Source organism: Amycolatopsis orientalis DSM 43388 (assembly GCF_000411975.1).
Taxonomy (GTDB): domain Bacteria; phylum Actinomycetota; class Actinomycetes; order Mycobacteriales; family Pseudonocardiaceae; genus Amycolatopsis; species Amycolatopsis orientalis_D.
Window position 1 is genome coordinate 31076 of the sequence record NZ_ASXG01000196.1, and the last position, 26283, is coordinate 57358.

At 70.8% G+C, this 26283-nt stretch carries 20 protein-coding genes and 1 pseudogene; 11 read left to right on the forward strand and 10 right to left on the reverse strand.

Going from position 1 to position 26283, the window contains the following annotated elements; translation table 11 throughout:
* Positions 1-52: 52 nt before the first annotated feature.
* Positions 53-1102 carry a GAF and ANTAR domain-containing protein gene (locus L942_RS40145; RefSeq protein ID WP_200863077.1) on the forward strand — a complete coding sequence of 350 codons (1050 nt, stop codon included), beginning with the start codon at positions 53-55 and terminating at the stop codon, positions 1100-1102.
* A 1016-nt stretch (positions 1103-2118) separates the two neighbouring features.
* Positions 2119-3039 (forward strand): universal stress protein, encoded by a 921-nt coding sequence (locus L942_RS40150; RefSeq protein WP_037370574.1) that lies wholly within the window; start codon positions 2119-2121, stop codon positions 3037-3039.
* Here the strand turns inward: L942_RS40150 and L942_RS40155 are convergent.
* A complete protein-coding gene (locus tag L942_RS40155) occupies positions 3036-3638 on the reverse strand; it encodes a hypothetical protein (protein WP_037370575.1) in 603 nt (200 codons plus the stop codon). The two genes, L942_RS40150 and L942_RS40155, sit on opposite strands and share 4 nt — an antisense overlap.
* 34 nt (positions 3639-3672) lie before the next feature.
* Complete coding sequence (locus tag L942_RS40160) at positions 3673-4107, reverse strand: hypothetical protein (RefSeq protein ID WP_063695846.1); 435 nt, start codon at positions 4105-4107, stop codon at positions 3673-3675.
* Positions 4108-4243: 136 nt separating this feature from the next.
* On the opposite strand from L942_RS40160, the gene L942_RS40165 reads away from it, so the two are divergent.
* Complete coding sequence (locus L942_RS40165; RefSeq protein WP_037370576.1) at positions 4244-4717, forward strand: hypothetical protein; 474 nt, start codon at positions 4244-4246, stop codon at positions 4715-4717.
* A gap of 64 nt (positions 4718-4781) precedes the next feature.
* Here L942_RS40165 and L942_RS40170 read toward each other — a convergent pair whose 3' ends face one another.
* Positions 4782-7337, reverse strand: coding sequence for a polynucleotide kinase-phosphatase (locus L942_RS40170; RefSeq protein WP_037370577.1), 2556 nt, complete (start codon positions 7335-7337; stop codon positions 4782-4784).
* A pseudogene (locus L942_RS40175) lies at positions 7334-8742 on the reverse strand (3' terminal RNA ribose 2'-O-methyltransferase Hen1). The gene L942_RS40170 and the pseudogene L942_RS40175 overlap by 4 nt, the downstream one beginning before the upstream one ends.
* A 280-nt stretch (positions 8743-9022) precedes the next feature.
* Between L942_RS40175 and L942_RS40180 the strand changes: the two are divergent.
* From L942_RS40180 to L942_RS40200, 5 genes are all read left to right on the forward strand, one after another.
* Positions 9023-9766 (forward strand): IclR family transcriptional regulator, encoded by a 744-nt coding sequence (locus L942_RS40180; protein WP_037370578.1) that lies wholly within the window; start codon positions 9023-9025, stop codon positions 9764-9766.
* On the forward strand, positions 9763-10698 hold the full coding sequence (hutG, locus tag L942_RS40185) for a formimidoylglutamase (protein WP_081655422.1): 936 nt from the start codon (positions 9763-9765) through the stop codon (positions 10696-10698). Before L942_RS40180 ends, hutG begins: the two co-directional genes overlap by 4 nt.
* 2 nt (positions 10699-10700) lie before the next feature.
* On the forward strand, positions 10701-12182 hold the full coding sequence (locus L942_RS40190) for an ABC transporter substrate-binding protein/permease (protein WP_051166568.1): 1482 nt from the start codon (positions 10701-10703) through the stop codon (positions 12180-12182).
* Entirely contained in the window at positions 12182-12913 is a 732-nt protein-coding gene (locus L942_RS40195) for an amino acid ABC transporter ATP-binding protein (protein ID WP_106965211.1), read from the forward strand. Before L942_RS40190 ends, L942_RS40195 begins: the two co-directional genes overlap by 1 nt.
* 550 nt (positions 12914-13463) lie before the next feature.
* Positions 13464-14513: an FUSC family protein gene (locus L942_RS40200; RefSeq protein ID WP_051166569.1), complete on the forward strand. Its 1050-nt coding sequence runs from the start codon at positions 13464-13466 to the stop codon at positions 14511-14513.
* On the opposite strand, the gene L942_RS40205 is transcribed toward L942_RS40200, so the two are convergent.
* Positions 14491-16764 (reverse strand): FdhF/YdeP family oxidoreductase, encoded by a 2274-nt coding sequence (locus tag L942_RS40205; RefSeq protein WP_200863078.1) that lies wholly within the window; start codon positions 16762-16764, stop codon positions 14491-14493. The two genes, L942_RS40200 and L942_RS40205, sit on opposite strands and share 23 nt — an antisense overlap.
* A 211-nt stretch (positions 16765-16975) precedes the next feature.
* On the opposite strand from L942_RS40205, the gene L942_RS40210 reads away from it, so the two are divergent.
* The 3 genes from L942_RS40210 to L942_RS40220 are packed head-to-tail and all read left to right on the forward strand — an operon-like array spanning position 16976 to position 18852.
* The gene (locus L942_RS40210; RefSeq protein WP_037370581.1) at positions 16976-18193 is read left to right on the forward strand and encodes a PucR family transcriptional regulator; all 1218 of its coding nucleotides are present in this window, start codon (positions 16976-16978) and stop codon (positions 18191-18193) included.
* Positions 18194-18196: 3 nt separating this feature from the next.
* Positions 18197-18388: a hypothetical protein gene (locus L942_RS40215; protein ID WP_037370583.1), complete on the forward strand. Its 192-nt coding sequence runs from the start codon at positions 18197-18199 to the stop codon at positions 18386-18388.
* Entirely contained in the window at positions 18385-18852 is a 468-nt protein-coding gene (locus L942_RS40220) for a CBS domain-containing protein (RefSeq protein ID WP_037370585.1), read from the forward strand. The genes L942_RS40215 and L942_RS40220 overlap by 4 nt, the downstream gene beginning before the upstream one ends.
* On the opposite strand, the gene L942_RS40225 is transcribed toward L942_RS40220, so the two are convergent.
* The 5 genes from L942_RS40225 to L942_RS40245 all read right to left on the reverse strand — a co-directional run bounded on the left by L942_RS40225 (position 18833) and on the right by L942_RS40245 (position 26217).
* Positions 18833-21184: an alpha-L-fucosidase gene (locus L942_RS40225; protein ID WP_037370586.1), complete on the reverse strand. Its 2352-nt coding sequence runs from the start codon at positions 21182-21184 to the stop codon at positions 18833-18835. The two genes, L942_RS40220 and L942_RS40225, sit on opposite strands and share 20 nt — an antisense overlap.
* Before the next feature lie 202 nt (positions 21185-21386).
* The gene (locus tag L942_RS40230; protein ID WP_037370587.1) at positions 21387-22973 is read right to left on the reverse strand and encodes a glycoside hydrolase family 13 protein; all 1587 of its coding nucleotides are present in this window, start codon (positions 22971-22973) and stop codon (positions 21387-21389) included.
* Between the two features lie 46 nt (positions 22974-23019).
* Entirely contained in the window at positions 23020-23889 is an 870-nt protein-coding gene (locus L942_RS40235; RefSeq protein ID WP_037370588.1) for a carbohydrate ABC transporter permease, read from the reverse strand.
* The gene (locus L942_RS40240) at positions 23886-24860 is read right to left on the reverse strand and encodes a carbohydrate ABC transporter permease (protein WP_037370590.1); all 975 of its coding nucleotides are present in this window, start codon (positions 24858-24860) and stop codon (positions 23886-23888) included. Before L942_RS40240 ends, L942_RS40235 begins: the two co-directional genes overlap by 4 nt.
* Positions 24838-26217, reverse strand: a complete 1380-nt coding sequence (locus L942_RS40245) for an ABC transporter substrate-binding protein (RefSeq protein WP_037370591.1) — start codon at positions 26215-26217, stop codon at positions 24838-24840. Before L942_RS40245 ends, L942_RS40240 begins: the two co-directional genes overlap by 23 nt.
* Positions 26218-26283 lie beyond the last annotated feature (66 nt).

Genomic DNA, 26283 nt, shown 5'->3' on the forward strand with positions numbered 1-26283 from the left:
TCCGGGTACGTTGGCAGGGGCTTGGAAAAGTCCGGGCTGGCGGGAGGCGAACGTGGAAGGCGGAAGCGGCGGGACGGTCGACTATTCGGCCGTGGTGCGGCTGAGCGGCGACCCGGCCGGGTTGCGCGGCGAGGTGGGCGAGGCGCTGGCCGCGGAGCCGCGGATGGTGGTCTTCGAGCTGAGCGAGCTGACCTCGTTCTCCCCCGAAGACCTCGCCGCGCTGCGTGAGACCGCCCAGCCGAGCGAAGCGGTGTTCGCCTGCCGGGAGGGCGGCGTGGCCCGTCAGGTGCTCGAAGAAGAAGGCGTCCCGTTCTCCGATTCGGCGTCCGCGGCGCTGGCGTTCGAGGACGAATCGCTGCGGCCGTCCGGCGAGCGGTTCCGGTCGCTGACCGAGATGCTCCTGGCCGCGCGGAATGTCGGCGACGTCCTGCAGCTGATCGTGGACGCCACCGAATCGCTGGTGCCCGCCGCCGACCTGGTGTCGATCACGTTGCGCGCGCCGGACGGGAACTTCCACACCGCCGCCTACACCGACGAGAAGGCCGCCGAACTGGACCGGCTGCAGTACAAGCTGGGCGAGGGCCCGTGCCACGACGCCGCGCTCCCGGACCGCCCCGAATTCCTCGAGACCCCCGACCTGCGCCGGGACGAGCAGTGGCCGCGGTGGTCCCCGGCGGTGGCCGAGCTGGGCTGGCGTTCGGTGCTGGCGACCGCGCTGGTCGACGACACCGTGTCGCGGTTTTCCGGCGCGCTCAACCTGTACTCGCGCGCCCCGGGCGGACTGGCCGACGCCGACCGCGACGTCGTGCAGCTCCTGGCCAGCCACGCGACCCTCGCGGTCGCCGAAACGGACGCGGTGACCCGCAGCGAGCTGAACCAGGCCCAGCTGCGCCGCGCGCTGGACAGCCGCGACGTGATCGGCCAGGCCAAGGGCATCATCATGGCCCGCCGGGGCCTGGACGCGGACGAGGCGTTCGACCTGCTGCGCCGGACATCGCAGCAGCTCAACGTCAAGCTGGTGCACCTGGCCGGGACGCTCGCCTCCCGGCACATCGAGCTGGACGGCCCGGTATCGGAGATGGGCGAGCCGGACCCGGTGTGACGGCCGGTCCCGCCCGAACCCGTCCGGGCGGCGCTGGGTTTTGCCTGCTCAGCAGGGGTCTCGCGGGGAGTCTTGGCTCGTGTTTCCCCGGCGGGTCCTGCGCCGGTGCGGGAGCCCGAACCGGGCGGACGCTGCCCGGGTGGCAGCCGAACGGTCCGGTCAGCGCTGGTCAGGTGCTGGGTTCGGCTGCTGGACAGTGGGTGCACGATGCGGAGTCTTGGCTCGGCTTCCTGTGCGATAGAGGGGTGGGGCTGAGTCTCTCGGGCCGGGCGATGGTGCCTGGCCAGCGGTCGAATTGCCGGGTTCGCCTGCTAGGCGGCGGTTGCGCGGGCTGGGGTCTTGCTCAGTTTCTCGCGCGGTCGAGGGGCGGAGCTGAGGCGTCGCGGGTTGGGCGATAGTGCCCGCGCGCAGTCGGGGTGCCGGGGTTGCCTGCTAGGCAGTGGGCGCATTGCGGAGGCAGGGATGGTTTCCGTCGAGGCCGTGGGGCCGAGCCGAGGTGTGCCGGGCGGGGCGGACTGCGCTGACGGGCAGCCGAGTGGCGCGGTCGTCGCTGGTCGGGTGCCAGGTTTGCCTGCCGGGCAGCGATCGCGCGTGGTGGAGTCTCGGCTTTTCGCTCGGTCGAGGAGCGGTCCAGTCGCCGCTAGTCGGGTGCCGGGTTCCGCCCCAGCAACTGCAGCCCGATGCGGAGTCCCGGCTCAGCTTCCCGCACGGCCGAGGCGCGCCCCGAGGTGTCCCACACCGGTCGGCCGGGTAGCCAGGATGGAGGACTCGAGCCGACTGAGGAAGGAGCCCGTCATGGTGCATCCCGTGCCGCCCGGACCGGAGCCCGTCCCGTCGCCGCCGGAGCCGGTGCCGCCGTTTCCGCCGGAGCCCGCCCCGCCGCCGCGTCCGGGGCCGGGTCCGCTGCCTCCGCCGGAGCCGCCCGTGCCGCCCCAGCCGCGCTGACGGTCCCGATTGCCGCGCGGGGCGGCCGGGTACTTCCCGGGAAAGCCGCGCACGGGGAACGGAGGCCGGTGATGGACGAGGCGAATCAGGCCGAGCCGGGAGTCGTGGTCGGGGACGACGGGTCCGCCGGCGCCCGGCTGGCCGTCGACTGGGCCGCCGCCGAGGCGGAGGCGCTCGGGACGTGCCTGGTCGTCGTGCGGACGATGATGCCGCCGATGCCGAACGTCGACTTCGTGCCCGGCGTCATCACCCCGGTCGCCGGCGAGATCGTCGCCGACCAGACCGTGGTGGACTACGCGGAGAAGGAACTGTCCGAGATCGCGGCCGAGGTCCGCCGGAAGCGGCCGGAGCTGCCGGTGCGCACCCGGGTGCGGTTCGGGCGCGCCAGCTGGGAGCTGGCGGACATCGGGCGGCAGGCGGAGCTGATCGTGGTCGGCGCGTCCGGGCGCGGCGCCCTGCCCCGGTTGCTGCTCGGGTCGACGGCCTCGCAGGTCGTGCACACCTGCGCGCGCCCGGTCGTCGTGGTCCGTCGTTCGTCCGAGAAGACCCGGCGCGTGGTCGTCGGCGTGGACGGGTCGCCGGCCAGCGTCGCAGCGGTGCGGTACGCGTACGACTTCGCCGACCGGCACGGTTGCACGTTGCACGCGGTGCACGTGTGGTCGGAACCGCCGGAAGACGTGTTCGGTCCGGCCCGCTCCGGCGGCGAAGGGCAGCAGACCCCGCAGGACGAAGGCGAACGGCTGCTCGCGGAATCGCTGACCGGTCTCGCCGAGCGGCATCCGGACGTCGTGGTGCAGCGCGAGGTCGCGCTCGGCAGCGTGGCCGAGGTGCTGCTGGACCACGCGGAAGCGGCGACCCTGCTGGTGGTCGGCAGCCACGGGCGCGGTGCGCTGCGGGGCGCGTTCCTGGGTTCGGTCAGCCACGCGATGGCTTACCACGCACCGTGTCCGGTCGCGATCGTGCGGGAGGGAGTGGAGGAGCACCCGGCCTAGCGCCGCAAGCTCCGCCGCACGAGCGCCGCGGCCAGCCGGGCCGAGTCGCCGCCGGGGACCAGTTTCGCCAGGCGTTCCGGGTCGGCGGGCAGACCGGCCTTCTTCGCGCCGTCCAAGGCTTTGCGATCGAAGTACGGGCGCAGCCACGGCCAGACCGCCTGTGCTTCGCGGCAAAAGATCTGCGCGCCAGTCGGGCCGATCCGGGGGAACTCGGCGACGAGCTTCTCCAGCCGTCGAGGATCGCCGTCGGCGGCGTCGGCCATCCGGCGCAGGTCGTCGCCGTAGCGGTCGCGGACGAATTCGGCACCCTCGCCGAGATGCTGCGAAGTGCTTTCGTCGTACCGGACGTAGTGGGCGCGGCCGAGAGCGTCAACGCGTTGCTGCCACGTGGAATCGCGCATCGCGGACGGGGATCGCCAACCCGAACGCGAAAGCTCGCGCGCGGCGGCGACCGCGATCTCGGCGTTGATCCGCGTCGAAAGCAGCGTGACGAGGACCAGCAACCGGTACAGCGGTTGCGGTTTGTCGGCCAGCTTGATCCCCGCTTCCTCGGCGAACGTCGTGCCGTATTCGGCGAGGAGTTCGTCCACTCGGCGCATGCGCTCCGGGTTCCCGTCCGCGCGGAAGCGAAACTCAGTGCGGCAGGTGCAGCGGCTCCTTGGCGAACTGGACGCAAAGCCGCCAGCCGTCCGAGCCGGGCGCCGGTTCGGTCCACGCGTCGAGCGAATCGGTGAGCGCGCGGAGGATGTGCCAGCCGACCTCGTCCGGTCCGGGCGGAAACGCCCACGACGAGGTGGTGGTGACGGTGACGGTCATCCCGTCGGCGCAGCGGAACGCGCATTCCAGCATCGCGCCGTCGTCCGCGCGCCGCGCCTGTGCCGCGGCCGCCTCGTCCACGGCCAGCCGGAAGTCGGCGGCTTCGGCTATGCCGAACCCCGCCGAAACGGCGAGGTCCTCGGCCACCAGCCGCGCCAGGAACAGCAGCTCCGTGTCCGCCGAAAGCCGCAGTTCCACCAGGCGAGAACCCGCGGTCAGCACACCCGTTCCGTCCGCATCGCGCTGAACCATGCGTTCCGGGTTACCCCGCGCGGCGGCGGGCCAATCGTCGCGCTGGGCGCCGGGGCGACACCCGAACGGCCCGTTTCCAGGGCGGCGCCACGGGTAACCGGAGGATCGGAGCACGGCAGGGAAAGGAGCACCCGGCATGAGCACCAACGCATACCTCTCGTTCCTCGCGATCGGGATAGCGCTGGTCCTGGTGGACGGCCAGATCATCTACCGCAGCGGCCGCCGTTATCTCGGCAGCGCCTACGGGGACCCGGGCGCCGGCGCCTCGATGACCCGCCTGGTGACGGTGTTGTTCCACCTCGCGACCCTGGGCATCCTGGCCTTGATCTCGACCGTCGACATCGGCGGGAGCGACCTGCCGGGCGTGGTCGGCCGGCTGGGCGTGCTGCTGCTGATCCTGGCCTTGGCGCACGCGGTCACCCTCGGCGTGCTGGCCCGGATCCGCGGCGAGCAGGACGTGGCCGACGCGATCGCGCACCGGGACGAGCGGGTCGCGCGGCGATCGGAGACGGACCTGCAGGCTCCGACGGTCACGCCGGTGCCCGGCCAGGAGGGCCGGCATCCGGACGTGAGCCCGTCGCTGGAGCAGCGGTCGCCGTACACCGCGTAAGCGGCGGCGAAGAACGGCCGGGGTGTTTCCGCGGAAACACCCCGGCCGCTTTCTGCCCGACTGTCTACAAGCGAGGGTCGACCGGTTCGGATTCCAGTGCCAGCACCCCGAAAACGCACTCGTGCACGCGCCACATCGGCTCGTCGCGAGCGAGCCGGTCGAGTGCTTCGAGGCCGAGGCTGTACTCCCGCAGCGCCAGCGAGCGCTTGTGCCCGAGGCTCCGGTTCCGCAACCGGGAGAGGTGGCGTTCCTCGGAGTAGTCGGGGCCGTAGATGATCCGCAGGTATTCCCGTCCGCGCACCTTCAGCCCCGGCTGCACCAGCCCGCGCGAGCCCCGGACCAGGTTGGCGGCCGGTTTGACCACCATGCCCTCGCCGCCCCGCGCGGTGAGTCCGGTCCACCACTCGACGGCCGCCGCGACCGAGGCGGGGTCGGTGGTGGCGACCGGCAACCGCCCGGTCGGGGCGAGGAACCCGTCGCTGCTTTCGACGAGCCGGTCCGCCAGCGCCAGGTGCCAATCGTGCGGTCGCCGGTGATGCGCCTGGCCGGCCGACGCGAGCACCTGGAAGGGCGCGAAGCGCACGCCGTCGAGCCCCTCGGTCGGCCAGCAATAGCGCCGGTACGACTGGGCGAAAGCCTCCGCGTTGGCGGCGCGGGAACGCGTGCGCTCCAACACGGCGGAGACGTCGAGGCCAGATTCCTGAGCGATGGCCAGCGCGCTCGCGGCCGCCGGAAGCGCCGACCGGGCCGCAGCGCCGACCGCCGCGTACTGCTCGCGCAGCAACTGCTCGGCTTTCACGCTCCACGGCAACAGTTCTCCGTCGAGCAGCAGCCAGTCTGTGCCGAGTTCGTCGAACAGGCCGGCCTTCTCCGCGGCCGCGCGGATCCGGTCGACCGCTTCGGCCGTCAGCGTTTCGGGGAAGAAGTGCCGTCCGGTCCTCGTCCACACCGCGCCGAGCGCGTCGCCGGGTGCGCCGAAGCGGCTGTGAGCGGCGTCGAGCGAGCGGCAGACGAGCGCGACCGCGCGCGAACCCATGTGCTTTTCCTCGCACACCACGGAATCCACGCCTTCGGAACGGAAATAGTCGAAGGCTTGGTCCGGGTGCTCGAGCAGCCCGCCGGTCGTCGCGGTGGCGACCGGCGACATGGTCGGCGGCAGGTAGACCAGCCAGCGCGGATCGATCGCGAACCGCGACATCACCTCCAGCGCCGCCGCGGCGTTCTCTTCCCGGACGCCGATCCGCTTCTGGTAAGCGGTCTCGATCACCCGGCGGCCCAGGACGTCGGTGACGTCGAGGACCCCCGGATCGCGGCGGGCGACGGGCGCCGCGGCCGCCGGGTTGGCCGGGAACGGCTTGGCGGGCTCGTAATACACCTCGGCCGCCGGGACGGAGACGATCTCCTTTTCCGGGTAGCGCAAGGCAGTGAGCGTTCCGCCGAACACGCAGCCGGTGTCCAGGCACAGCGTGTTGTTCACCCATTCCGGAGCCGGCACCGGCGTGTGGCCGTAGACGACCATCGCGCGCCCGCGGTACTCGGCGGCCCACGGATAACGCACCGGCAGGCCGAATTCGTCGGTCTCGCCGGTGCTCTGCCCGTACATGCAGAAGCTCCGCACGCGCCCGGACGCGCGGCCCTGGAAGCGCTCGGTGATGCCCGCGTGCGCGACGACCAGCTTGCCGCCGTCCAGGACGTAGTGGCTGATCAGGCCGTCCATGAACTCCTGGGCCTCGGCCCGGAATCCGGGCGTCTCGGCGGCGAGCTGCTCCAGCGACTCCGCGAGGCCGTGCGTGACCTGCACATCCCGGCCGCTCAGCGCACGCAGCAGCTTGTGCTCGTGGTTTCCGGTGACACAGAAGGCATTTCCGGCGCGCACCATGCCCATCACGAGCCGCAGCACGCCCGGCGTGTCCGGGCCGCGGTCGACGAGATCGCCGACGAACACCGCCCGCCGCTCCGGATGCCGCGCTCCGACCGCGCGGCCCTGGTCGTCGCGCTCGACGGCGTAGCCGAGTTCGGCGAGCAGCGTTTCGAGTTCGGCGCGGCAGCCGTGGATGTCCCCGACGATGTCGAACGGTCCGGTCTCGTGCCGCAAGTCGTTGTACAGCGGGACGCGCGCGATGGTCGCTTCGTCGGTCTCTTCCGGGGTGCGCAGCACGTGCACGGTCCGGAAGCCTTCCTTCGGCAGGCTGCGCAACCCGCGGCGCAGCTGGTCGCGCTGCCGCCGGACCACCTGCGCGCCGAAGTTCCGGTCCGCGCGTTCGGCGTTGCGCGCGACGCACAGCGCTTCCGGCGGGTCCAGCACGATCGCCACCGGCAGCACGTCGTGCTCCTTGGCCAGCGCGACCAGCGACTTGCGCGATTCGGGCTGCACATTGGTGGCGTCGACCACGGTCAGCCGTCCGGCGGCGAGCCGTTTGCCGACGATGTAGTGCAGGACGTCGAAGGCGTCCTTGGTCGCCGACTGGTCGTTCTCGTCGTCGGACACCAGGCCTCGGCAGAAGTCCGACGAGATCACCTCGGTCGGCTTGAACCGCGCGCGGCCGAACGTCGACTTGCCCGACCCGCTCGCGCCGATCAGCACGACGAGGCACAGGTCGGGAATTTCCAGCGTGCTCATGCCGCGCCTCCTTTCGTGAACAGAGCCAGCTGCGTCGCCGGACCGACTTCAGGGTCTCCGGAGCCCACCGGCAGCAGCCGCACGCCGTAGCCGTGGCTGCTCGCGACCCGGTCCGCCCATGCGCGGAATTCGGTGCGAGTCCATTCGAAACGGTGGTCGCGGTGCCGCAGCTTGCCCGCGGGCAGCGACTCGAACCGCACGTTGTACTCGCGGTTGGGCGTGGTCACGACGACCGCGCGCGGGGCGGCGAACTCGAACACCGCGCGTTCCAGCGCTCCCAGCCGCGGCGGGTCGACGTGCTCGACGACCTCCATCAGCACCGCCGCGTCGAGGCCGGCGAGGCGGTCGTCGCGGTAGGTCAGCGAGGACTGCACCAGCTCCAGCCTCGACCGCTCGTGCTCCGGCCTCCGTTCCAGCCGCAGCTTCCGCGCCGCGACCCGCAGCATGCGAGCCGAGACGTCCGCGGCCACGATCCGCTCCACCGACTTCTCGGCCAGCAGGTCCCGCACCAGCGCGCCCTCGCCGCACCCGAAATCGCCGACCGTGCGCGCGTCCAGCGACCGGAGCACCGCCATGATCGTGCCGCGCCGCTGCTCGGCCAACGGCACCGGACGGTCCGGCGCTTCGAGGACGGCGGGCGCGGCCAGCGCGTTGTCGATGTCCTCGGGCTCCGCGTCGTCCACTTCGGCCAGCCGAGCCAGCGCGGCGGTCGTCAGGGCCGGCGGTGCGCGAGGTAGCGACGGGTGATCAGCTCCTTTTCCGGATGCCCGGCGAGCCAATCGCCGCCGGCGCGCAGCAGCTTGTCGATCTCGTCTTCGCTGACCCAGTAATGCTTCGCGTTGTCCAGGACCGGCAGCAGGACGTAGAGGTGGTTGAGCGCGTCGGCCAGCCGCAGCTCGCCGGTGAGCCGGAGGTCGACATAGCGCGAATCGCCCCACTGCGGGAACTGCGGATCGAGCGGGAGCGCGGTCGCCTCGACCGTCCAGCCGAGGGGTTCGAACATCCGGCGCACCAGGTCGGCGCCGCCCGGACACGCGGGCACCCGGACGTCCAGCGGTATCGCCCGCGCCGCCAGCTCCGGCCGCGCCGTGCACCGTCCGGTGAGCGCGGTGCGGAAAACTTCCTTGAGCGCCACGGAAAGCAGGCTGGACGCCGCGTAGGGGCGGTCGTTCACGTACTGGCCGAGCGTGAAGCCGTCGCCGGAACCCGCCTTGCCGCGCACCAGTGCGACCGGGTCGACCTCGAGCAGGAGCGCGGCGGTGCATCGCTCGTCGGACGCCTCGGGGTAGAAGACGTGCGCTTGCCCGGCGGAAAGCTCGAACGACTGCACCCGGCCCGGGTGCTTGTGCAGCAGGAACCCCAGGTCGGAAGCGGGCTGGTGAGTGGTGGTGACGGTCAGGAACACCAGGGGAGTATTCCGCACGGCATTTGTCCGTGTCGTGCGAGTTTCCGGGTGCGGGAGCGGCGATGCGGCACACCGGCACACAGCGGTCCGTGAAGGGCCCCTTGAGGGAATCAGATTCCCTCAAGGAGTCCTTCACGGACCTCGGTCTCGCGCACCAGGCGGTCGCCGCGGTACCGGAGCACCGCTCCGCTCCGCACCCAGCCAATCACTGGGAATGAACTTCCCATTCACTGGGAGAAAGCCCTGGGCGCTCGTCCCGTCGCGACGTAGCGTGCCCGCCATGACAAGCGCGGAGGCGAACCGGCGGGCCGGGACCAGAGCGGCGCGGATCCTGGCGGTGTTCGCCGAACGGGAGAGCGCCACGGCGGAGGAGATCTCCGTCGGCACGGGGATTCCGTCCAGCGCCGTGTACCGCTACCTGACGACGTTCGTCGAGATCGGCCTCGTGCATCAGGCGCGGACTCGCGGCCGGTACTGCGCGGGCTCGCTCACCGTCCAAATGGCCGAAAACTACCGTCGCGAGGCGCTCGGCCAAGGCGGCGTCAAGCGGCGGCTTCGGCAGCTCGCGGCGGAGACCGACGAACTCGCCGCGTTCCTCATCGCCCGCGACAACGACGTGCTCTGCGTCGAAGCGGCCGAGGGGACCCGGGTGATTCGGTGCAGTTTCTCGCCGGGACTGAGCAAGCCGCTGGTCTTCGGGGCGAGCGCGCAGGCTTTGCTGGCGCACCTGCCGGAGGACCGGGTCGCGAATTCGGCACAGGCACACGGGTTGACCGGCGAGCAAGTCGCGAAGCTGGAGAACGAGCTGCGCCGGGTGCGGGACCAGGGCTTCGCGGAGAGCGTCGGACAGGTCGATCCGGGGGTGTGGGGCGTGAGCGTGCCCGTGCTGGACCGGCACCACAACCTCGTCGGCACGGTCAGCACGATGGCCCCGGATTTCCGCGTGCGCCCGCGCCGCGATTCCCTCGTCACGCTCACCCACGCCGCCGCGCAGGACATCAGCCGATTGCAGGAGCACGTGTGAGCACCGCCCACTGGACTGGACGCGACGACGGCCGCGGTCCGGAACATCGCCGATGGCACCACGCCGTCAACGAATTCTCCAGCGGCCCAGGGGTTTCGCTGCTCGGGTTCGCCAGCGACGCCGGGGTCCGGCGCAATTGCGGACGGCCGGGAGCGCAGGACGGGCCGGACGCGATCCGCGACGCGCTGGCGTCGTTCGCGATCCCGCCCGGGTTCGCGGTGAGCGACGCGGGGAACGTCGTCGTCGAGGGCGACGAGCTGGAAGCGGGGCAGGAGAACCTCGGCGAGCTGGTCGCGAAACAGCTCAGCGACGGGAACTTCCCGCTCGTGCTCGGCGGCGGCCACGAGACGGCCTACGGCTCCTACCTCGGCCTCGCCCGCAGCGGGCGGCTGGACGGCCGCCGCCTCGGCATCCTCAACCTCGACGCGCATTTCGACCTGCGGACCGCGGACCGCGCGTCCTCGGGCACCCCGTTCCGCCAGATCGCCGCCCGGGAAGCCGAGCGCGGCGCGGACTTCGCCTACGCGGTGGTCGGGATCAGCGAACCCGGCAACACCGCCGCGTTGTTCGGGACGGCCGCTGAGCTGAACGTCCGCCACCTCCTGGACGTCGACTGCCAGGAACGCCATCTCGAGCGCGTGCTCGACTTCGTCCGGGGCTTCGTCGCGGACGTCGACGCGCTGTATCTGTCGATCGACCTCGACGTGCTCCCCGCCGCGCAGGCTCCCGGAGTCAGCGCCCCGGCGACCCTAGGCGTACCCGCCGCGGTCGTCCTCGAGGTGTGCCGCCTGGTCGCGAGCGACCCGAAGCTCGCCCTCGCCGACCTCACCGAACTGAACCCCGTCTACGACGTCGACCACCGCACAGCCCGGATCGCGGCCCGCCTCGCGCACACGCTCGTGACGAGCCGTCCGGTCCCGGAAGGACACTGACCATGCCCCCACAGCGAATCTGGCCGCGGCTCGGCGCCGTGCTGCTGGCCTGCCTGCTCGCGTTGCTGCCCGCCGGCGCGGCGAGCGCGGCCGAACCGCAGGGCGGGAAGCTCGCCGCGCTGCGGTCCGGGCAGACCGCGCTCCGGGTCGGCACCGACGCCACGTTCCCGCCGTTCGAGTTCACCGACGCCAAGGGCGGCCAGCTCGGCTTCGACATCGACCTGATCCGGGCGCTCGCGCAGCGCGCGGGCATCAAGAAGGTCGACTTCGTCCAGATGCCGTTCGGGAACATCGTCCCGGCGCTGCAGGCGAACCAGATCGACGTCGGCGCGTCGGCGATCTACATCAGCCCCGCGCGGCAGAAGGCAGTCGACTTCTCGGACGTCTACTACCCGGGCGGCCTCGCGGTTTTCGTGTCCGACAAGGACAACTCCGTCACTTCGCTCAAGGACCTCGCCGGCAAGCGGGTCGCGGTCCAGGTGGGCACGAAGTCCGTCGACTGGCTGACCCAGCACCAGCCCGCCGCGCAGCTGATCACCGCGCAGACCAACGAGCAGATGTTCTCGTCGGTCAAGCTCGGCCAGGCGGACGCCGTCGTGACCGGGGCTCCGGCCGGGAAGTACTTCATCGCGCAGCAGGGCGGTCTCAAGCAGGTCGGCGACCGGCTGACCGAAGAGAACTACGGCTACGCCTTCCAGAAGGCCGACACCGAACTGCGCACCGCGTTCGACACCGCGCTCAAGCAAATGCGCGACGACGGTTCGTACCAGCAGGCCACCGAAAAGTGGTTCGGCGCGGAAAGCACCGCGGCGAAGGCCGGCGGGCACTCGCTGTTCAACCTCTCCACCATCGTCGATTCCTCGGGACAGCTCTGGCAGGGGCTGCTCGTCAGCCTCGAAGTGATCCTGCTCGCGCTGGCGCTCAGCCTGCTGCTGGGCACGCTCGGCGGCTTCGCCAAGCTCAGCAAGATCGCGCCGGTGCGGTGGATCGGCAACGTCTATGTATCGGTGATCCGCGGGACGCCGTTCGTGGTGCAGCTGTTCTTCATCTACTTCGGACTGCCGCAGCTCGGCTTGCAGCTGCCGCCGATGACCGCGGGCATCGTCTCGCTCGGGCTCTACAGCGGCTCCTACGTGACCGAGATCTTCCGCGGTGCCGTGCAGTCGATCGACCGCGGACAGCTGGAAGCGGCGCGCTCGTGCGGCATGTCTCAGGTGTCGGCGATGCGGCACGTGATCATCCCGCAGGCGTTCCTGCGGATGCTTCCCCCGCTGGGCAACGAATTCGTGTCGCTGACGAAGAACTCGGCGCTGGTGTCCTTCGTGACCATTCACGAGCTGTTCCTGGTGGGGCAGACCATCATCTCCCGCACCTTCGACGCGCTGACCGTGTACCTGTTCATCGGCCTGCTGTATTACCTGCTCACCAATCTGATCAGCGGCACGACGCGCACTCTCGAGAAGAAATTGGCGGTGTACATCTGATGGCACTGTTGGAAGTCGACGGCCTGACCAAGTCCTACGGCGACGTCCGGGTGCTCGACGGGATCGACTTCGCGATCGAGCCCGGCCAGGTGGTCGCGGTGATCGGCCCCAGCGGCGGAGGGAAATCCACGTTCCTGCGCTGCCTCAACCTGCTGGAGACGCCGACGTCGGGCCGCGTGTCGTTCGACGGCGAGGAACTGACCGGCCGCGGCGTCGACCTCGACCGCCTGCGCTCCCGGATGGGCATGGTGTTCCAGCACTTCAACCTGTTCCCGAACATGACCGTGCTGCGCAATGTCGTGCTGCCGCAGATGAACGTGCTCAAGCGGAGCAAGGAAGAAGCCGAGGCGAAGGCGCGTGCGCTGCTGGAGCGCGTCGGCATGCTCGAACGCGCTGGCGCGTACCCGAACCGGCTGTCCGGCGGGCAGAAGCAGCGCGTCGCGATCGTGCGCGCCGCCGCGATGGACCCGAAGCTGATGCTGTTCGACGAGCCGACCTCGGCGCTGGACCCCGAAGTGGTGCAGGACGTCCTCGACATCATGAGCGAGCTGGCCGAGGACGGCATGACGATGCTCGTGGTCACCCACGAGATGGGGTTCGCCCGCAAAGTCGCCGACCGCGTGGTCTTCGTCGACGGCGGGAAGATCGCCGCCGACTTGCCGCCCGGCGAATTCTTCTCGGCGGGCAACGCGAACCCGCGCGCCCAGGCCTTCCTGGAAAAGGTGCTCTGACGAACGCGTGCTCGCGGGTGTCTTGACGCCCGTGAGCACGCCGCGAAGGCCGCCCTGGGAATCGCCGCGTGCGCTGGGCGTCACTGAGGTGCTGACCGGCGGGAGCCAGGCGTACGAGCGACCCGCCCGGACGGGACGACGGTCACCGTGGGTCCGCCGGACCCGTGTGCCGGACTGGCCACGGAGTTCGCCTGGTCGCGGGACGGGGGCGCGGTCACGTTCTGAACGCGGGAGCAGGGCGCGGTCTGATCGCCTTCGGAAACCGCGCCCCGGACCTGGTCACGAGTTCCCGCGCAGCGAGGCGGTCGCGCGGGGGGCCGCGTTGATCGCGGACTCGGCGGCCTGGGTGGAGTACTACGTTTCCCGCCAGGAGTGAGATCCGGCGGCAGCGGCGAAACCCGCCCGGGCCGGTCCCGGCCGCCTTGACGCCCGCCTCAGACTTCGTTGTGGCGCGCCACAATCCGGGCTTCCGCCGCCTTTCGCGCGGGTATCGTGGGACGACCGGCCGATCCCGGTAGCGCAACGTCAGGACGAGCAAGCGGAGGACAGGGTGCCGGTGGCGACCTCGGCCGCGGCCGTGCGCTCGATCGACGGCGGCGAATGGTGGCACGCCGGCCGGGTCGCGGCCGGACTGCTGATTCCCGGGCTGGCGCTGCTCGCGGCGGGCCGTCCGGACTTGATCATTTTCGCCGCGTTCGGCTCGTTCGCCGGAATGTACGGCCGCGCCGAGTCTCGGGCGCTCCGGTTCCGGCACCAGGTCCAGGCGGGGGCGGTGCTGCTGAGCGGGGTTTCGCTGGGCGTTTTGCTGTCCGCGGGGCACGCGCCGCCGTGGTTGCTGGTGGTCGCCGAAGCCGCGTTCTCGTTCGGCTGCGCGCTGGTGACGAATCGGCTGGAGTTGAGCCCGCGCGGGCCGTTCTTCGGGATCTTCGCGCTCGGCGCGATCGCGCTGGTGCCGGCCGGGCGGGTCGAACCGTGGGCCGGAATCGCGTTGTGCGCGGGCACGATCGCCGGTTGTGTCCTCATTGGACTGACCGGGCCGCGGCGTCCGGCTGCTCCGGGGACGCCGCCGTGCGCGCCAGACTGCGGTGCGGTCTGCGCCCTGGTGCACGCCGGCCGGTACGCACTGGCGATCGCGGCCGCGGGCGCGCTCGGCTTGCTGCTCGGCGTCGACCACGCGAACTGGGCGATGGCCTCGGCGGCGGTGCCGCTGGCGGCGGCCGACCCGCGCAGCCGGTTGCATCCGCGCCTGCACCGCGTGCTCGACCGCAGCGCGCACCGGGTCCTCGGGACGCTGGCCGGGCTGGTCGTCACCGCGTTGCTGTTGTTGCCCGGTTTCGGCGCGGCGCCGTTGGCGCTGGCGGTGATCGTGCTGTTGTTCCCGACCGAGTTGTTCATGTCGCGGCATTACGGGATCGCGCTGGGGTTCTTCACTCCGCTGATCCTGGTGATGACGGAACTGGCCGCGCCCGCCGCCCCCGCGACGCTGCTCACCGCGCGGGTGGCGGACACGCTGGTCGGGGTGGCGGCGGGCGTCGGGGCGGCGGTGCTGGTGCGCGCCCCGTGCCGGACCGCCGCGCTCAGGCGGAGCGCTCGACCGTGACCTTCAGATGCTTCATCAGCGGCTGGTCGCTCTGCGTGCTGTAGTCGCCGATCGCGCACAACACGTTCATTTCCGGCATGTACCCGGCCGCGCACCCGCGCGGGATGTCGTACGGAATCGCCCGGTAGCGGTGCACCGAACGCCGCGTGCCGTCCTTCGCGGTGGCGGTGATGTCGACCTCGTCGAACTCGCTCAGGCCGCGCTCGCGCATGTCCTCGGCGTTCAGGAACACCAGCGTGCGCAGGTTCTTGATGCCCCGGTAGCGGTCGTCGTCGGAGTAGATCGTCGTGTTCCACTGGTCGTGCGAGCGCATCGTGCCCAGCGCCAGCGTGCCGGCGGCGGGGACGACGTCCGGCAGGTCCGCGGTCGAGAACTCGGCGCGCCCGGACGGCGTGTGGAAAACCCGTTCCCGCGCGGCCTGGCGGATGCGGAAGCCCAGGGGTTCGCGGACGCGGGTGTTGAAGTCCTCGAACCCGTCGAGCACCCGCGCCATCGTGTCGCGGATCCGGTCGTAGTCGCCGACGTAGTCCGCCCACGGCGTCCCGCTGTCCGGCAGCGTCGCGCTCGCCATCCCGGCGATGATCGCCGGCTCGGACAGCAGGTGCGGCGAGGCGGGCTTCTTCATGCCGGTGGACAGGTGGACCATGCTCATCGCGTCCTCGACCGACGTCGACTGCAGCCCGGCGGCCTGGAAGTCCTTTTCGGTCCGGCCGAGGCAGGGCAGGATCAGCGCCTGCTTGCCGTGTTCGAGATGGCTGCGGTTGAGCTTGGTGCTGACCTGCACGGTCAGGTCGCATTTGCGCAGCGCGGCGGCCGTGTAGGGGGTGTCCGGCGCGGCGAGGGCGAAGTTGCCGCCCATGCCGACGAACACGCGCACGTCGCCGCGGTGCATCGCCTCGATCGTGCCGACCGTGTCGAGCCCGTGGCGCCGCGGCGGGTCGATGCCGCAGACCTCGGCGAGCTTGTCGAGGAACTCCGGCGCCGGGCGGTGGTCGATGCCGCAGGTGCGGTTGCCCTGCACGTTGCTGTGCCCGCGCACCGGCGACGGCCCGGTGCCGGGGCGGCCGATGTTTCCGCGCAGCAGCAACAGGTTCACGATCTCGCGGACGGTGTCCACGCCGTGCTCGTGCTGGGTCACGCCGAGGCACCAGCTGATGACCGCCCGGTCGGCGTCGCGGTAGATCTTCGCCGCGGCGCGGATCTCCGATTCGGTCAGCCCGGACTGCCGCTCCAGCTCGGCCCACGAGGTGGTTTCGCAGACGACGCGGTACTTCTCGACGCCGATCGTGTAGCTGTCCAGGAACTCCGAGTCGATCGCCTCCGGATCGGTCTCGGCCATCTCGAGCAGCGCCTTCGCCATGCCGCGCAGGAACGCCAGATCGCCGCCGATGCGCGGCTGCAGGTTGAGCGTGGACGTCGGGGTGGCCTGGAACGTCGCCATCCGGACGAAGTCGTGCGGGATGATCGTGCGCGTCGCCCCGGCCTCGACGAGCGGGTTGACGTGCACGATCTGCGCGCCGCGGCGGTGCGCCTCGGCGAGCGCGGTGAGCATCCGGGGCGCGTTCGACGCCGCGTTGACGCCCATGATGAACAGCGCGTCGGCGGCTTCCCAGTCGTGGATGTCCGCGGTGCCCTTGCCGGTGCCGAGCGCGGCCTGCAGCGCGCGGCCGCTCGCCTCGTGGCACATGTTGGAGCAGTCCGGCAGGTTGTTCGTGCCGAACTCCCGCGCCCACAGCTGGTACAGGAACGTCGCTTCGTTGCCGAGCCGCCCGGACGTGTAGAACGCCGCCTGGTCGGGGGAGTCGAGGCCGCGCAGCACGGCGCCGACCAGCTCGAACGCCTTGTCCCACGAGATCGGCACGTACCGGTCGGTCTTCTCGTCGTAGCGCAGCGGCTCGGTGAGCCTGCCCTGCGCCTCCAGCGCGGTGTCGCTCCAGCCGTCCAGTTCGGACACCGGGTGCGCGGCGAAGAATTCCGCGCCGACGCGTTTCCGGGTCATCTCCCAGGTGACGTGCTTGATCCCGTTTTCGCAAATGTCGAGATGCAGGCCCTTGGTGTCGTCCGGCCACGCGCAGCCCGGGCAGTCGAACCCGCCGTTCTCGTGATTCATCTTCACGATCGCCCGCGGGCCGGCGACGAGCTCCCGTTCCCGGACGAGGAACTGCGTCACGCTTTTCGCCGCGCCCCAGCCCGCGGCCGGATGGTGGTAAGGCTTGAACTCCGGCTGGTCCCCGCGCTGCTGCTCGTCCACCGTAACCCTCTCGACGGCGCCTGTGCTTTCCTGCTGATTCAAGCACGGCCGCCCGCGCCGGGCATCCGGGCGGGGAATGCGAACGGGCTTATTGTGGGCCGCGACAAACATTTCTGTTCCGGTTCACAAAATGCGCGGGAATGCGGAGTTCGTTTCCGGCGGGGGAAATCCGCGTGCGCGGCCGCCGCGGGGCGCGGGTACGATCCCGGACGTGGCCGACCGGGAGGACAACGCTGTGCGGACCGCCGCCCTGACCGAACTCGTCGCCTGGGCCGGCGAGCGGCTGCCCCGGCTGATCGACGACGTGTGCGCGGCGAGCTGCGAGCGGATCGGGATGTACCGGGACGAGAAGCTCGTCCCGCGCGCTGACCTGCGCCGTTCGATCGCGGTGAACCTCCGGTTCGTGGTCGACGCGCTCGGCGGCGGGCAGGCCCCGGACCAGCGCGCGCCGGAGGAGACCGGCCGCCGCCGGGCGCATCAGGGCGCGCCGCTGCCCGAGGTGCTGCAGGTGTACCGGATCGCCTGCGCGATGCTGTGGGACCTGCTGGCCGGCCGCGCTCGCGAGACGGGCGGCACCGAGGCGCTGATCGACGCGGCGAGCCTGCTGTGGCAGGTCACCGACGAGCACGCGGTGCGCGTGACCGAGGCGTACCGGGCGGCGAGCGCGGAACTGCTGGTCGCCCAGCAGCGGCGGCGCTCCGCGCTGGCCCAGGCGCTGCTCACCGGACAGCGCGGGCCCGATTCGGGGCCGTGGGAGGCCGGACGGCTGCTCGGCCTTTCGCTGGACGGGAAGCTGACCGTCGTCGCCGCCGAAACCCGCGGGCTGGCCGAGGAGAGCCTGGTCGGCGTCGAGCGGCGGCTCGGGCAGCTCGGCATCGTGTCGGCCTGGCATCTCTCGCCGACGCTGCAGGCCGGAGTGGTGTCGCTGCGCGAGGAGCAGTACGACGCGATGCTCGCCCTGCTGCGCGAACTGGCGCTGGCCCGCACCGGCGTCAGCCCGCTGTTCCGCTCGCTCACCGAAACCCCGCGCGCGGTCCACCTGGCGCGGACCGCGCTGTCGGGCATCCCGCCGGAGCGGGGCGAGGTCCGCGCGTTCGACCCGAGCCCGCTGGCCGCGTTCGTCGCCTACGACCCGGACGAGGGCCGCCGGCTGGGGGAGCAGGTCTTCGGCGCGGTGCTGGAACTGCCCGCCGAGGAACGCGACGTCCTGCTGGAGACGCTGGACGCGTACTTCGCGCACGGCGGTTCGTCCGAACGCGCGGGGCAGGTCCTGCACTGCCACGCCAACACGGTGCGGTACCGGTTGCGCCGGGTCCGGGAACTCACCGACCGGTCGCTGACCGACCCGAAGGACGTGGCCGAACTGGTCACCGCGATGCAGGCGCTGCGGGTCGATTCGGCCCGTCCGATCGAGGCACTTGGGAGCTGACGGATGTCTGAAGAGTCCGAAGAGTGGTACTACAACACGCGCACGAACGAGGTCGAGCGCGGCCGCCAGTCGCGCGGCGTGGACCGGCTCGGCCCGTACCCGGACGAGGCCACCGCGCGCCGGGCGCTGGAGCTGGCGCGCGAACGCACGAAGGCGGAGGACCAGGCCGACGCGGAGTGGAACAACCCGCGGTGACGGAGCCGGATTTCCGCGGCGCGTCGACGGTCGGCGAAGCGATGCTCCGGGCGCCGAAGGTGCTCGACGCGGCGGCGACGGTCGGCGAGGTGCGCGCGCTCTTCGAGGACGACCACGTGCACGCCGCGCTGGTGGTCTCCGGGGACACGCTGCTGAGCGTCGTGGAACGCCCGGACCTGGAGGGGCTGCCGGACTCGCTCGCCGCGTGCCGGGCGGGCCGGCTGACCGGCCGGGTGGCCGCTCCGGAGGCGGACCTGCACGCGACGTGGCTCGGGATGTCCCGGCGCCGTTTGGCGGTGGTCGACGAGCGCGGGCGGTTGCTCGGGCTGCTGTGCTTGAAGCGCAGCGGACGCGGGTTCTGTTCGGATGCCGACGTCGCGGCGCGGGCGCGGGACCGGGACAGCGGTTGCCGGGGCGGCCCGTCGCGGACCGCCCCGGTCAGGATCAGCGCCAGTCCACTTTGAACACCCAGGCGTGCTTCCCGGCCGCCCGCGCCGCCGCCGGAACGTCGATGACCAGCCGCCCGTCGCTCTGGGTCCAGTGCAGCGGGCCGCCGTAGCCGAGCATGCGCACGCGGTCACCCGGGCGGATCGGGACCGGCGCGTCGACCACGAGCTGCGAGCCCGGCGCGACGAGCGACGTCAGGTAGAACGCCGAACCCGGCCGCACGGTGAACCGCAGATCGCCGAGCTGCGCCATCCGCGACCAGTACGTGGTGCCGTAGATCGCTTCCCCGTTGGTGCGCAGCCAAGCCCCGGTGTCGCGCAGCCGCTGCTGCATCACCGCCGGGATGGTGCCGTCGAAGTCGGGGCCGATGTCCAGCAGGAAGTTGCCGTTCTTAGACACCACGTCGACCAGTGTGTGCACCACGTCGTCGGTGGTCATGTACTTGTCGTCCGGCGTCGCCCGGTTGTAGCCGTAGGAGAACGGGTCCAGGCCCCGGCTCGATTCCCACTTCGCCACGACCGTGTTCGGGTACGTCGTGTACTCCGGCGTGGTGAAGTCGTGGTCCGGGATGCCGCCGCGGTCGTTGTACGTGACGTCCTTGGGCCGCCGCCGGTTCTTGGCCCGGTTGAAGTACTCGGTGAGCACGTCTCGGCTGTCGTTCACGCCGCCGATGTCGAACCACAGCACGTCCGGGTCGAAGCCGGAAATCAGCTCCAGTACCTGCGGCGCCTGCAGATCCTTCACGAAGTCGCGGCCGGCGGTGTAACCGGTGTAGGGCAGCGGCGCGCCGGTGTACGGATTGCGCGGCGCGTGGCCCATCCACGGGTTGTCCGGGTTGAACCATTCCGGCAGCGAGAAATACAGGCCGTTGCGCAGTCCCGGAGTGTACTTCCGCGAAGCGGCGAACAACTCGGCGACGAGATCGCGGCGCGGACCGAGCTGCTTGGCGTTGCGGCCGCTGACCTTGGTGTCCCACAAGGCAAATCCGTCGTGGTGCTTGGACGTGAGCACGTAGTACTGCGCGCCCGCGTCCTCGATCAGGCGCACCCACGATCGCGGGTCGAACCGGGCGGCGGTGAACTTCGGGATGAAGTCGTCGTAGACGAACGACTCGCCGTAAGTCTTCGCGTGATAGGCGTACGTGGGGCCGTGGGGATCCTGCTGGTTGTTCCAGTACCACTCCGCGTACTGCTGCCCGACCGGAGCCCATGCGGGCACCGAGTACACGCCCCAGTGGATGAAGATGCCGAATTTGGCGTCGAGGAACCAATACGGCGCGCGGTGCGTGGACAGCGACGCGTCGGTGGGCCGGAAATCCGGGATGCCGAGGGCGACCGGCAGCGTCCGGGTGGCGATCGCCGACCGGTCGGCGAGCACCCGGATCCGGCCGGTCGCGGGGGTCCCGGCGGGCAGGCCGCGGTCGGCGTCGAGGCCGAGCCGCACCGTGGTCTGCTCGCCCGGGGCGAGGCGGGGGATCGGCGCGGGCGTGCGCACCCGGCCGCCCGGCACGTCGAGCGTGACGGTGATCCGGTCGCGGGTTTCGAGCCAGACGGTGCCGGTGTTGACGATCGTCGCCTCGACTGCCTGCGGACCGCCGTCCTGCAGCAGGTTCGCGGTCGCCCGGGCGTCGAGGACGGCGGCCGAACGGCCTTGCGCGACCGGCTGCAGCGTCAAGGCGAACACGTGCAGGCTCGATACATTCGCCGCCGGCTGGGCGGTCTGGGGCAGGGTCAGCGCGACCGCTTCGCGCGCCGGATCGATCCACACCTGCGCGGTGCCGATCGACACCGGGTTCTGGTCGGCGACACCGCCCTGGCCGTAGCGGAAGGTCGAGACGACGGCGCCGCCGGAGCCGTACCAGTCGGAGCCGGACAGCGCGGCGGTGCTGGTGCTGCCGTCGGCGTAGTGGACGGTCGCGGTGCCGCCGGTGCTGCCGTAGCTGCACGCGACGAGGAACGCGGCGTTGTAATACCGGCCTCGTGGCAGGTCGATCCGTTGGCCGAGCGCGACGACATTGTTCTTCGCCCCCGCGGCGGCCGAACCGAGCAGATAGGGCACGCCGCCCGCGGTGACCGTGCTGCCCGCCGGAATCTGCTCCGCCGGAAAGGTGTAGCCGGAGCCGTCGAAGTTCCCGTCGTGGGCGCTCGCGGAGTCGATGCCGTCGTTGTCGAACCACGCGTCCAGCGGGACCGGCACCGGCGGAGGCGGCGGCACGACCGGCGCGCCCGCCCCGTCGGTGACCACCGGGTGCGCGGGCCCGCCCGCGGCCGCCGCGGTGCCGGGCAGCGCGAGCAGCGCCGCGCCGCCGAGTGCCATGCCGAGCGCGTGCCGACGAGGAAAGGTCGTCATGGAACCTCCACAGTGAAGTCCAGTGATCCGATGCCTGACGGGAGTTTCTCGATCATCAGGGGAATCGGGGCGAGGATGCGGCCGATACATCTGATGAATCATCGTCGGCGTGCACTGGAGTGCTGTCAAGGAGGTCCCGCTCAGCGGAGCAGCGCGAAAAAGCCGGCCACCCGGGGGTGGCCGGCTTCTCGCGAGCGAGGGGTCAGGACCGCAGCCAGACCGCGGTGTCGGTCGGCAGTTCGGCGGTCACCGGGTCGCTGGCCAGCAGGATCTCGGAATGCGGCGGCAACGGGATCGGGGTGCGGGAGAAGTTGAGGACGAACGCGAACCCCGGCCCCCGGCGGAAGGCCAGCACGTCGTCGCCGAGCGACAGCCACTCCAGATCCCCGGTCAATTCCGCGCGCCGCCGCAGGCCAGCGCGGTAGAGGCTGAGCATGGACGCCGGATCCGCGGCCTGCGCTTCCGCCGTGTACGCCTGCCATTCCGCGGGCTGCGGCAGCCAGGCGCCGCCGGGGCCGAAACCGAACGGCGGTTCCGCGCCGGACCACGGCAGCGGCACCCGGCAGCCGTCGCGCCCGGGATCGGCGCCGTTCGTGCGCGTCCACACCGGGTCCTGCCGCAGCTCGTCCGGGATGTCCTCGACTTCCCACAGCCCCAGCTCCTCGCCCTGGTAGACGTACATCCCGCCGGGCAAGGCCATGGTCAGCAACGCCGCAGCGCGAGCCCGCCGGGTGCCCAGCACCAGATCCACCGAGCTGCCGTGGAGCCGGTCCGCGAACGAGAACCCGGTGTCGCCCGCTCGCCCGTACCGCGTGACGTGCCGGGTGACGTCGTGGTTCGACAGCACCCACGCGGGCGGCGCGCCGACGGCGTCGTGCGCGTGCAGCGTCCGTTCGACGACCTCGCGGAAGCGCGCCGCGTCCCACGGGCAGACCAGGAAATCGAAGTTGAACGCCGAATGCAGCTCGTCGCGCCGCAGGTACCGCGCGGTGCGGGACATGTCCGGCAGCCACATCTCGCCGACCAGCACGCGCTCGCCCGGGTAGCTGTCGGCGATCTTCCGCCACGACCGGTAGATCTCGTGCAGCCCCTCCTGGTCGGAGAACGGCGTCTCGTCTCCGTCGGCGACGTCCGGCAGCCGCGCGTCCTTCACCAGCCCGTCGGCGACGTCGATGCGGAAGCCGTCCGCGCCGCGGTCGAACCAGAACCGCAGGACGTCCTCGAACTCCGCGCGGACGTCCGGGCTGTCCCAGTTGAAATCCGGCTGCCGCGAGCTGTAGAGGTGCAGGTACCACTCGCCGTCCGGCACCCGGGTCCAGGCGGATCCGCCGAAGCGCGACTTCCAGTTGTTCGGCGGTTCGGCGCCGTCCGGCCCGCGGCCGGGCCGGAACCAGAACCGTTGCCGCTCGAGCGACCCCGGGCCGGCGGCGAGCGCTTCGCGGAACCAGGGGTGCTCGTCGGAACAGTGGTTCGGGACGATGTCGACGAGCACCCGCAGGCCCCGTCCGTGCGCCTCGGCGATCAGCGCCTCGGCCTCGGCGAGCGAACCGAAAAGCGGGTCGATGTCGCGGAAATCGGCGACGTCGTAGCCGCCGTCGTCCATCGGCGACGGGTACCACGGGGTGAACCAGAGCGTGTCGACGCCGAGGGCGGCCAGGTGGTCGAGCCGCGCGCGGACCCCGGCGAGGTCGCCGACGCCGTCGCCGTTGCCGTCGGCGAAACTGCGGACGTAGATCTGGTAGATCGCCGCGGTGCGCCACCAGCTGTCTTGTCTTCGCGATGCGGTCACGGAAAAACCCTCCTCGTGGTGGGAGAAAGCCGAAGATGCCGCCGGTTCAGCCCTTGAGCCCGCCGGCGGTGAGCCCGGAAAGGATCTGCCGCTGGAACACCAGGAACAGCGCCACCATCGGCAGGCTGGCGAGCACCATCCCGGCGGTCAGCACGTTGAGCGGCATGTCGATGGCCACCCGCTGCAGCATCACCGAAAGCGTCTGCTTTCCGGTGTCCGGGAACACCAGCAGCGGCCAGATGAAGTCCTTCCACGCGGTGACCACCGCGAGGATCGACACCACGGCCAGGATCGGCCGCGAAATCGGCAGCACGATCCGCCACAGCGTGCGCACCGGACCGGCGCCGTCGAGCCGCGCGGCTTCGATCAGCTCGTCCGGGATCCGGTCGAAAAACCGTTTCAGCACATAGACGTTGAACGCGTTCGCCGCTGCGGGCAGCCAGATCGCGGCGGGGGAGTCGATCAGGTTCAGGTGCAGCAAGGGCAGATCGCTGATCGTGACATACGTCGGCACGAGCAGCGCGGCCGCGGGCAGCATGAGCGTGGCGAGCATGAGCCCGAGGACGGCGTTGCCGAACTTCGGCCGCAGTTTCGACAGCGCGAAGGCGGCCGGGACGTCGATCGCCATCTGCGCCAGCCACGCCCCGCCGGCGACGACCAGGGTGTTGAGGAAATACTTGCCGAGGTTCAGCTGGTCCCAGGCCTCGGCGAAAGTCTCCGGATGCCATTCGTGCGGGACGAGCGTGGCCGGAGTCCGCGCGAGTTCCTGCGGTGTCTTCATCGCGCCGGTCACCGCCCAGTACAGCGGGAACAGGAAGGCGAGCACGAACACCAGGAGCGTGCAGGCGAAGACGACACCGTAGACCGCCTTGCCGCGGCGGCCGCGCAAGGCGCCGGGCGAAACGAGCGTCCTCATGCCTGGTCCGCCTTCCTGGTCATCCGGACGTACAGCGCCGAGAAGACGCCGAGCGCCAGGAACAGCAGCAGGCTCATCGCGCTCGCCGAGCCGAAGTCGTTGTAGACGAAGGCGTAGCGGTAGAGCAGCAGGAGCACGGTCACTGTCGAATCGTCCGGGCCGCCGCCGGTCATCACGTACGGTTCGGTGAACACCTGCATGGTCGCGACGACCTGCAGCAGCAGGAGCATCAGCAGGACGAACCGCGTCTGCGGGAACGTCACGTGCCGCAGGCGTTTCCACATCCCGGCCCCGTCGAGTTCGGCGGCCTCGTAGAGTTCGCCGGGAATCGTGCCGAGCGCGGCCAGGTAGATCAGCGTGGTGCTGCCCATGTTCGCCCACGTCGAGACGAACACCAGCGACAGCATCGCGGTGCCGTTCGAATCCAGCCACTGCGGCCCGGACAGCCCGACCGCGCCGAGCACGGAGTTGAACAGGCCCGAGCCCGGGTCGTAGAACCACTTCCACATCAGCGCGGTCACCACCGGCGGCAGCATCACCGGCAGGTAGACCGCGAGCCGGAAGAACGCCCGGGCGTGGCGCATCTCGTTGAGCAGCACCGCGGTCAGGAACGGCACCGCGAAGCCGAAAACCAGCGCGAGACCGGTGAACAGCAGCGTGTTCCGCCAGGCGACGCCGAAGAGCGGGTCGGCGAACAGCCGGGCGAAGTTGTCGAGGCCGACCCACGCGGGCGGGTTGACGAAGTCGACCTGCTGGAAGCTGAGCAGGACGCCGCGCACGATCGGGTACCACGAGAACATCGCGAACACCACCAGCGCGGCGCAGAGCAGGCCGTAGGCGGTGAGGTTCTCCTTGAGCTTGCGGCGCAGTCGCGCGCGGCGCCGGGCGGCGGGGGAGGCGGCCGGTCGCCTGGCCGGCGACGAGGACGTCGCGGGCCAGGCGAGCAGGCTACTTGACCTGGGCGAGGACACTGGTGACCTTCGAGGCGGCGGACGACAGCAACTGCTCGATGTTCGCGTTCCGGTCGGTGAGCACCGCCTGCATCACGCTGTCCAGGATCGCGTAGACCTGCTGTGCGTTCGGCGGTTCGACGCTGCCCTTGATCGTGCTCGCGGAGTCCACATAGGACTGATAGTTCCGCGCGGGGACGTTGGCGTACTTGGCTTTCAGCGCCAGCTGCTGGTCGCGCACCGCGCCCCGCCAGACGTCCGGGGTCGGCTCGGCGGGCAGGCCGACCGGCTGCTTGCCGTCGACGTACTGCTTGATGTGCTTCTCGAAGCGGTCCGGGTTGAGATACTTCCACTGGATCCACTCGAGGCCCGCCTTGATCTTCGCCGGCGACGCCTTCGGGTTGATCATGTAGCCTTCGCCGCCCAGCAGCGTGCCCTTGCCCTCGGGCATCCCGGCGATGCCGTAGTCCTCGTACTTGCCGTTGAACTGCTTGACCAGCACCGGAACGTTGTCCGGGGCGGCCATGTACATGCCGAGCTGGCCCGCGCCCATCATCCGCTGCACGTCCTGGGCCTCCAGCAATTGCTTGCTGCCCATGGAATCGTCGGTCCAGCGCAGATCGTGCAGCGTGTTCAGCGCGGCTCTGCCCTTGTCGTTGTCGAAATCGGCGACCCACCTGCCGCCGTCCTTGCGCGCGACGGAGCCGCCCATCGAAGCGAGCCAGCCGGTCAGGTGCCAGCCGCCCTGGTTGTTCTTGCTGTAATCGGCGTATCCGACGATTCCGTTGCCCAGCGCGGAAATCTTCTTCGCGGCCGCGCGCACCTCGTCCCACGTCTTCGGCGGCTTGTCCGGGTCGAGCCCGGCTTTCTGGAACAGCGGACGGCTGTAGAGCAGGCCCATCGTGTAATTCATCGTCGGCAGGCCGTAGAGCTTGCCGTCCGGGCCGCGGAAATTGTCGAGCAGCTCCGGTTTGAGGTCGTTGACGTGCGGCACTTTCTTGACCGCTTCGGTGATGTCCGCGGCCTGGTGCCGGGCGATGATCTGGGCGGGATCGGTGAAATAGACGTAGTAGACGTCTTCGAGCTGCCCGCCCGCCAGTTTCGCGCCGAAGGTCTTGGGGTCCATGAACCCTTCGTGGGGTTCGATCTTGATGTTCGGGTGCGTCGCCTCGAATTCCTTGACGTCGGCGTCGAACACGCCGCGTTCGAACGGCTGGCTGGTCGGCGGCTGACCGGTGACCGTGATGGTGACGGCGCCTCCGGCGGAGCTTCCCGGATCGCCTCCGCTCCCGCAGGCGGCGGTTCCGAGGACCAGGCCCGTCGCGGCGAGCACGGCGAACGTCCGGCGGGACACGGAGGGGGACCAGGGTCTGCTCATCTCAAGCCTCATCTCGCGGGAGAGCACAGAAGGTGACGGCGGTCACCCTAAAGCCGCGAGCGGCGG

Bases quoted from the DNA above. Each gene is read 5' to 3' on its own strand.
- L942_RS40180 (WP_037370578.1), top strand. From the start codon at position 9,023: ATGACAAGCGCGGAGGCGAACCGGCGGGCCGGGACCAGAGCGGCGCGG.
- L942_RS40215 (WP_037370583.1), top strand. From the start codon at position 18,197: ATGTCTGAAGAGTCCGAAGAGTGGTACTACAACACGCGCACGAACGAG.
- L942_RS40150 (WP_037370574.1), top strand. From the start codon at position 2,119: ATGGACGAGGCGAATCAGGCCGAGCCGGGAGTCGTGGTCGGGGACGAC.
- L942_RS40195 (WP_106965211.1), top strand. From the start codon at position 12,182: ATGGCACTGTTGGAAGTCGACGGCCTGACCAAGTCCTACGGCGACGTC.
- L942_RS40170 (WP_037370577.1), bottom strand. From the start codon at position 7,337: ATGAGCACGCTGGAAATTCCCGACCTGTGCCTCGTCGTGCTGATCGGC.
- L942_RS40155 (WP_037370575.1), bottom strand. From the start codon at position 3,638: ATGCGCCGAGTGGACGAACTCCTCGCCGAATACGGCACGACGTTCGCC.
- L942_RS40225 (WP_037370586.1), bottom strand. From the start codon at position 21,184: ATGACGACCTTTCCTCGTCGGCACGCGCTCGGCATGGCACTCGGCGGC.
- L942_RS40160 (WP_063695846.1), bottom strand. From the start codon at position 4,107: ATGGTTCAGCGCGATGCGGACGGAACGGGTGTGCTGACCGCGGGTTCT.
- L942_RS40190 (WP_051166568.1), top strand. From the start codon at position 10,701: ATGCCCCCACAGCGAATCTGGCCGCGGCTCGGCGCCGTGCTGCTGGCC.
- L942_RS40165 (WP_037370576.1), top strand. From the start codon at position 4,244: ATGAGCACCAACGCATACCTCTCGTTCCTCGCGATCGGGATAGCGCTG.
- L942_RS40235 (WP_037370588.1), bottom strand. From the start codon at position 23,889: ATGAGGACGCTCGTTTCGCCCGGCGCCTTGCGCGGCCGCCGCGGCAAG.
- L942_RS40245 (WP_037370591.1), bottom strand. From the start codon at position 26,217: ATGAGCAGACCCTGGTCCCCCTCCGTGTCCCGCCGGACGTTCGCCGTG.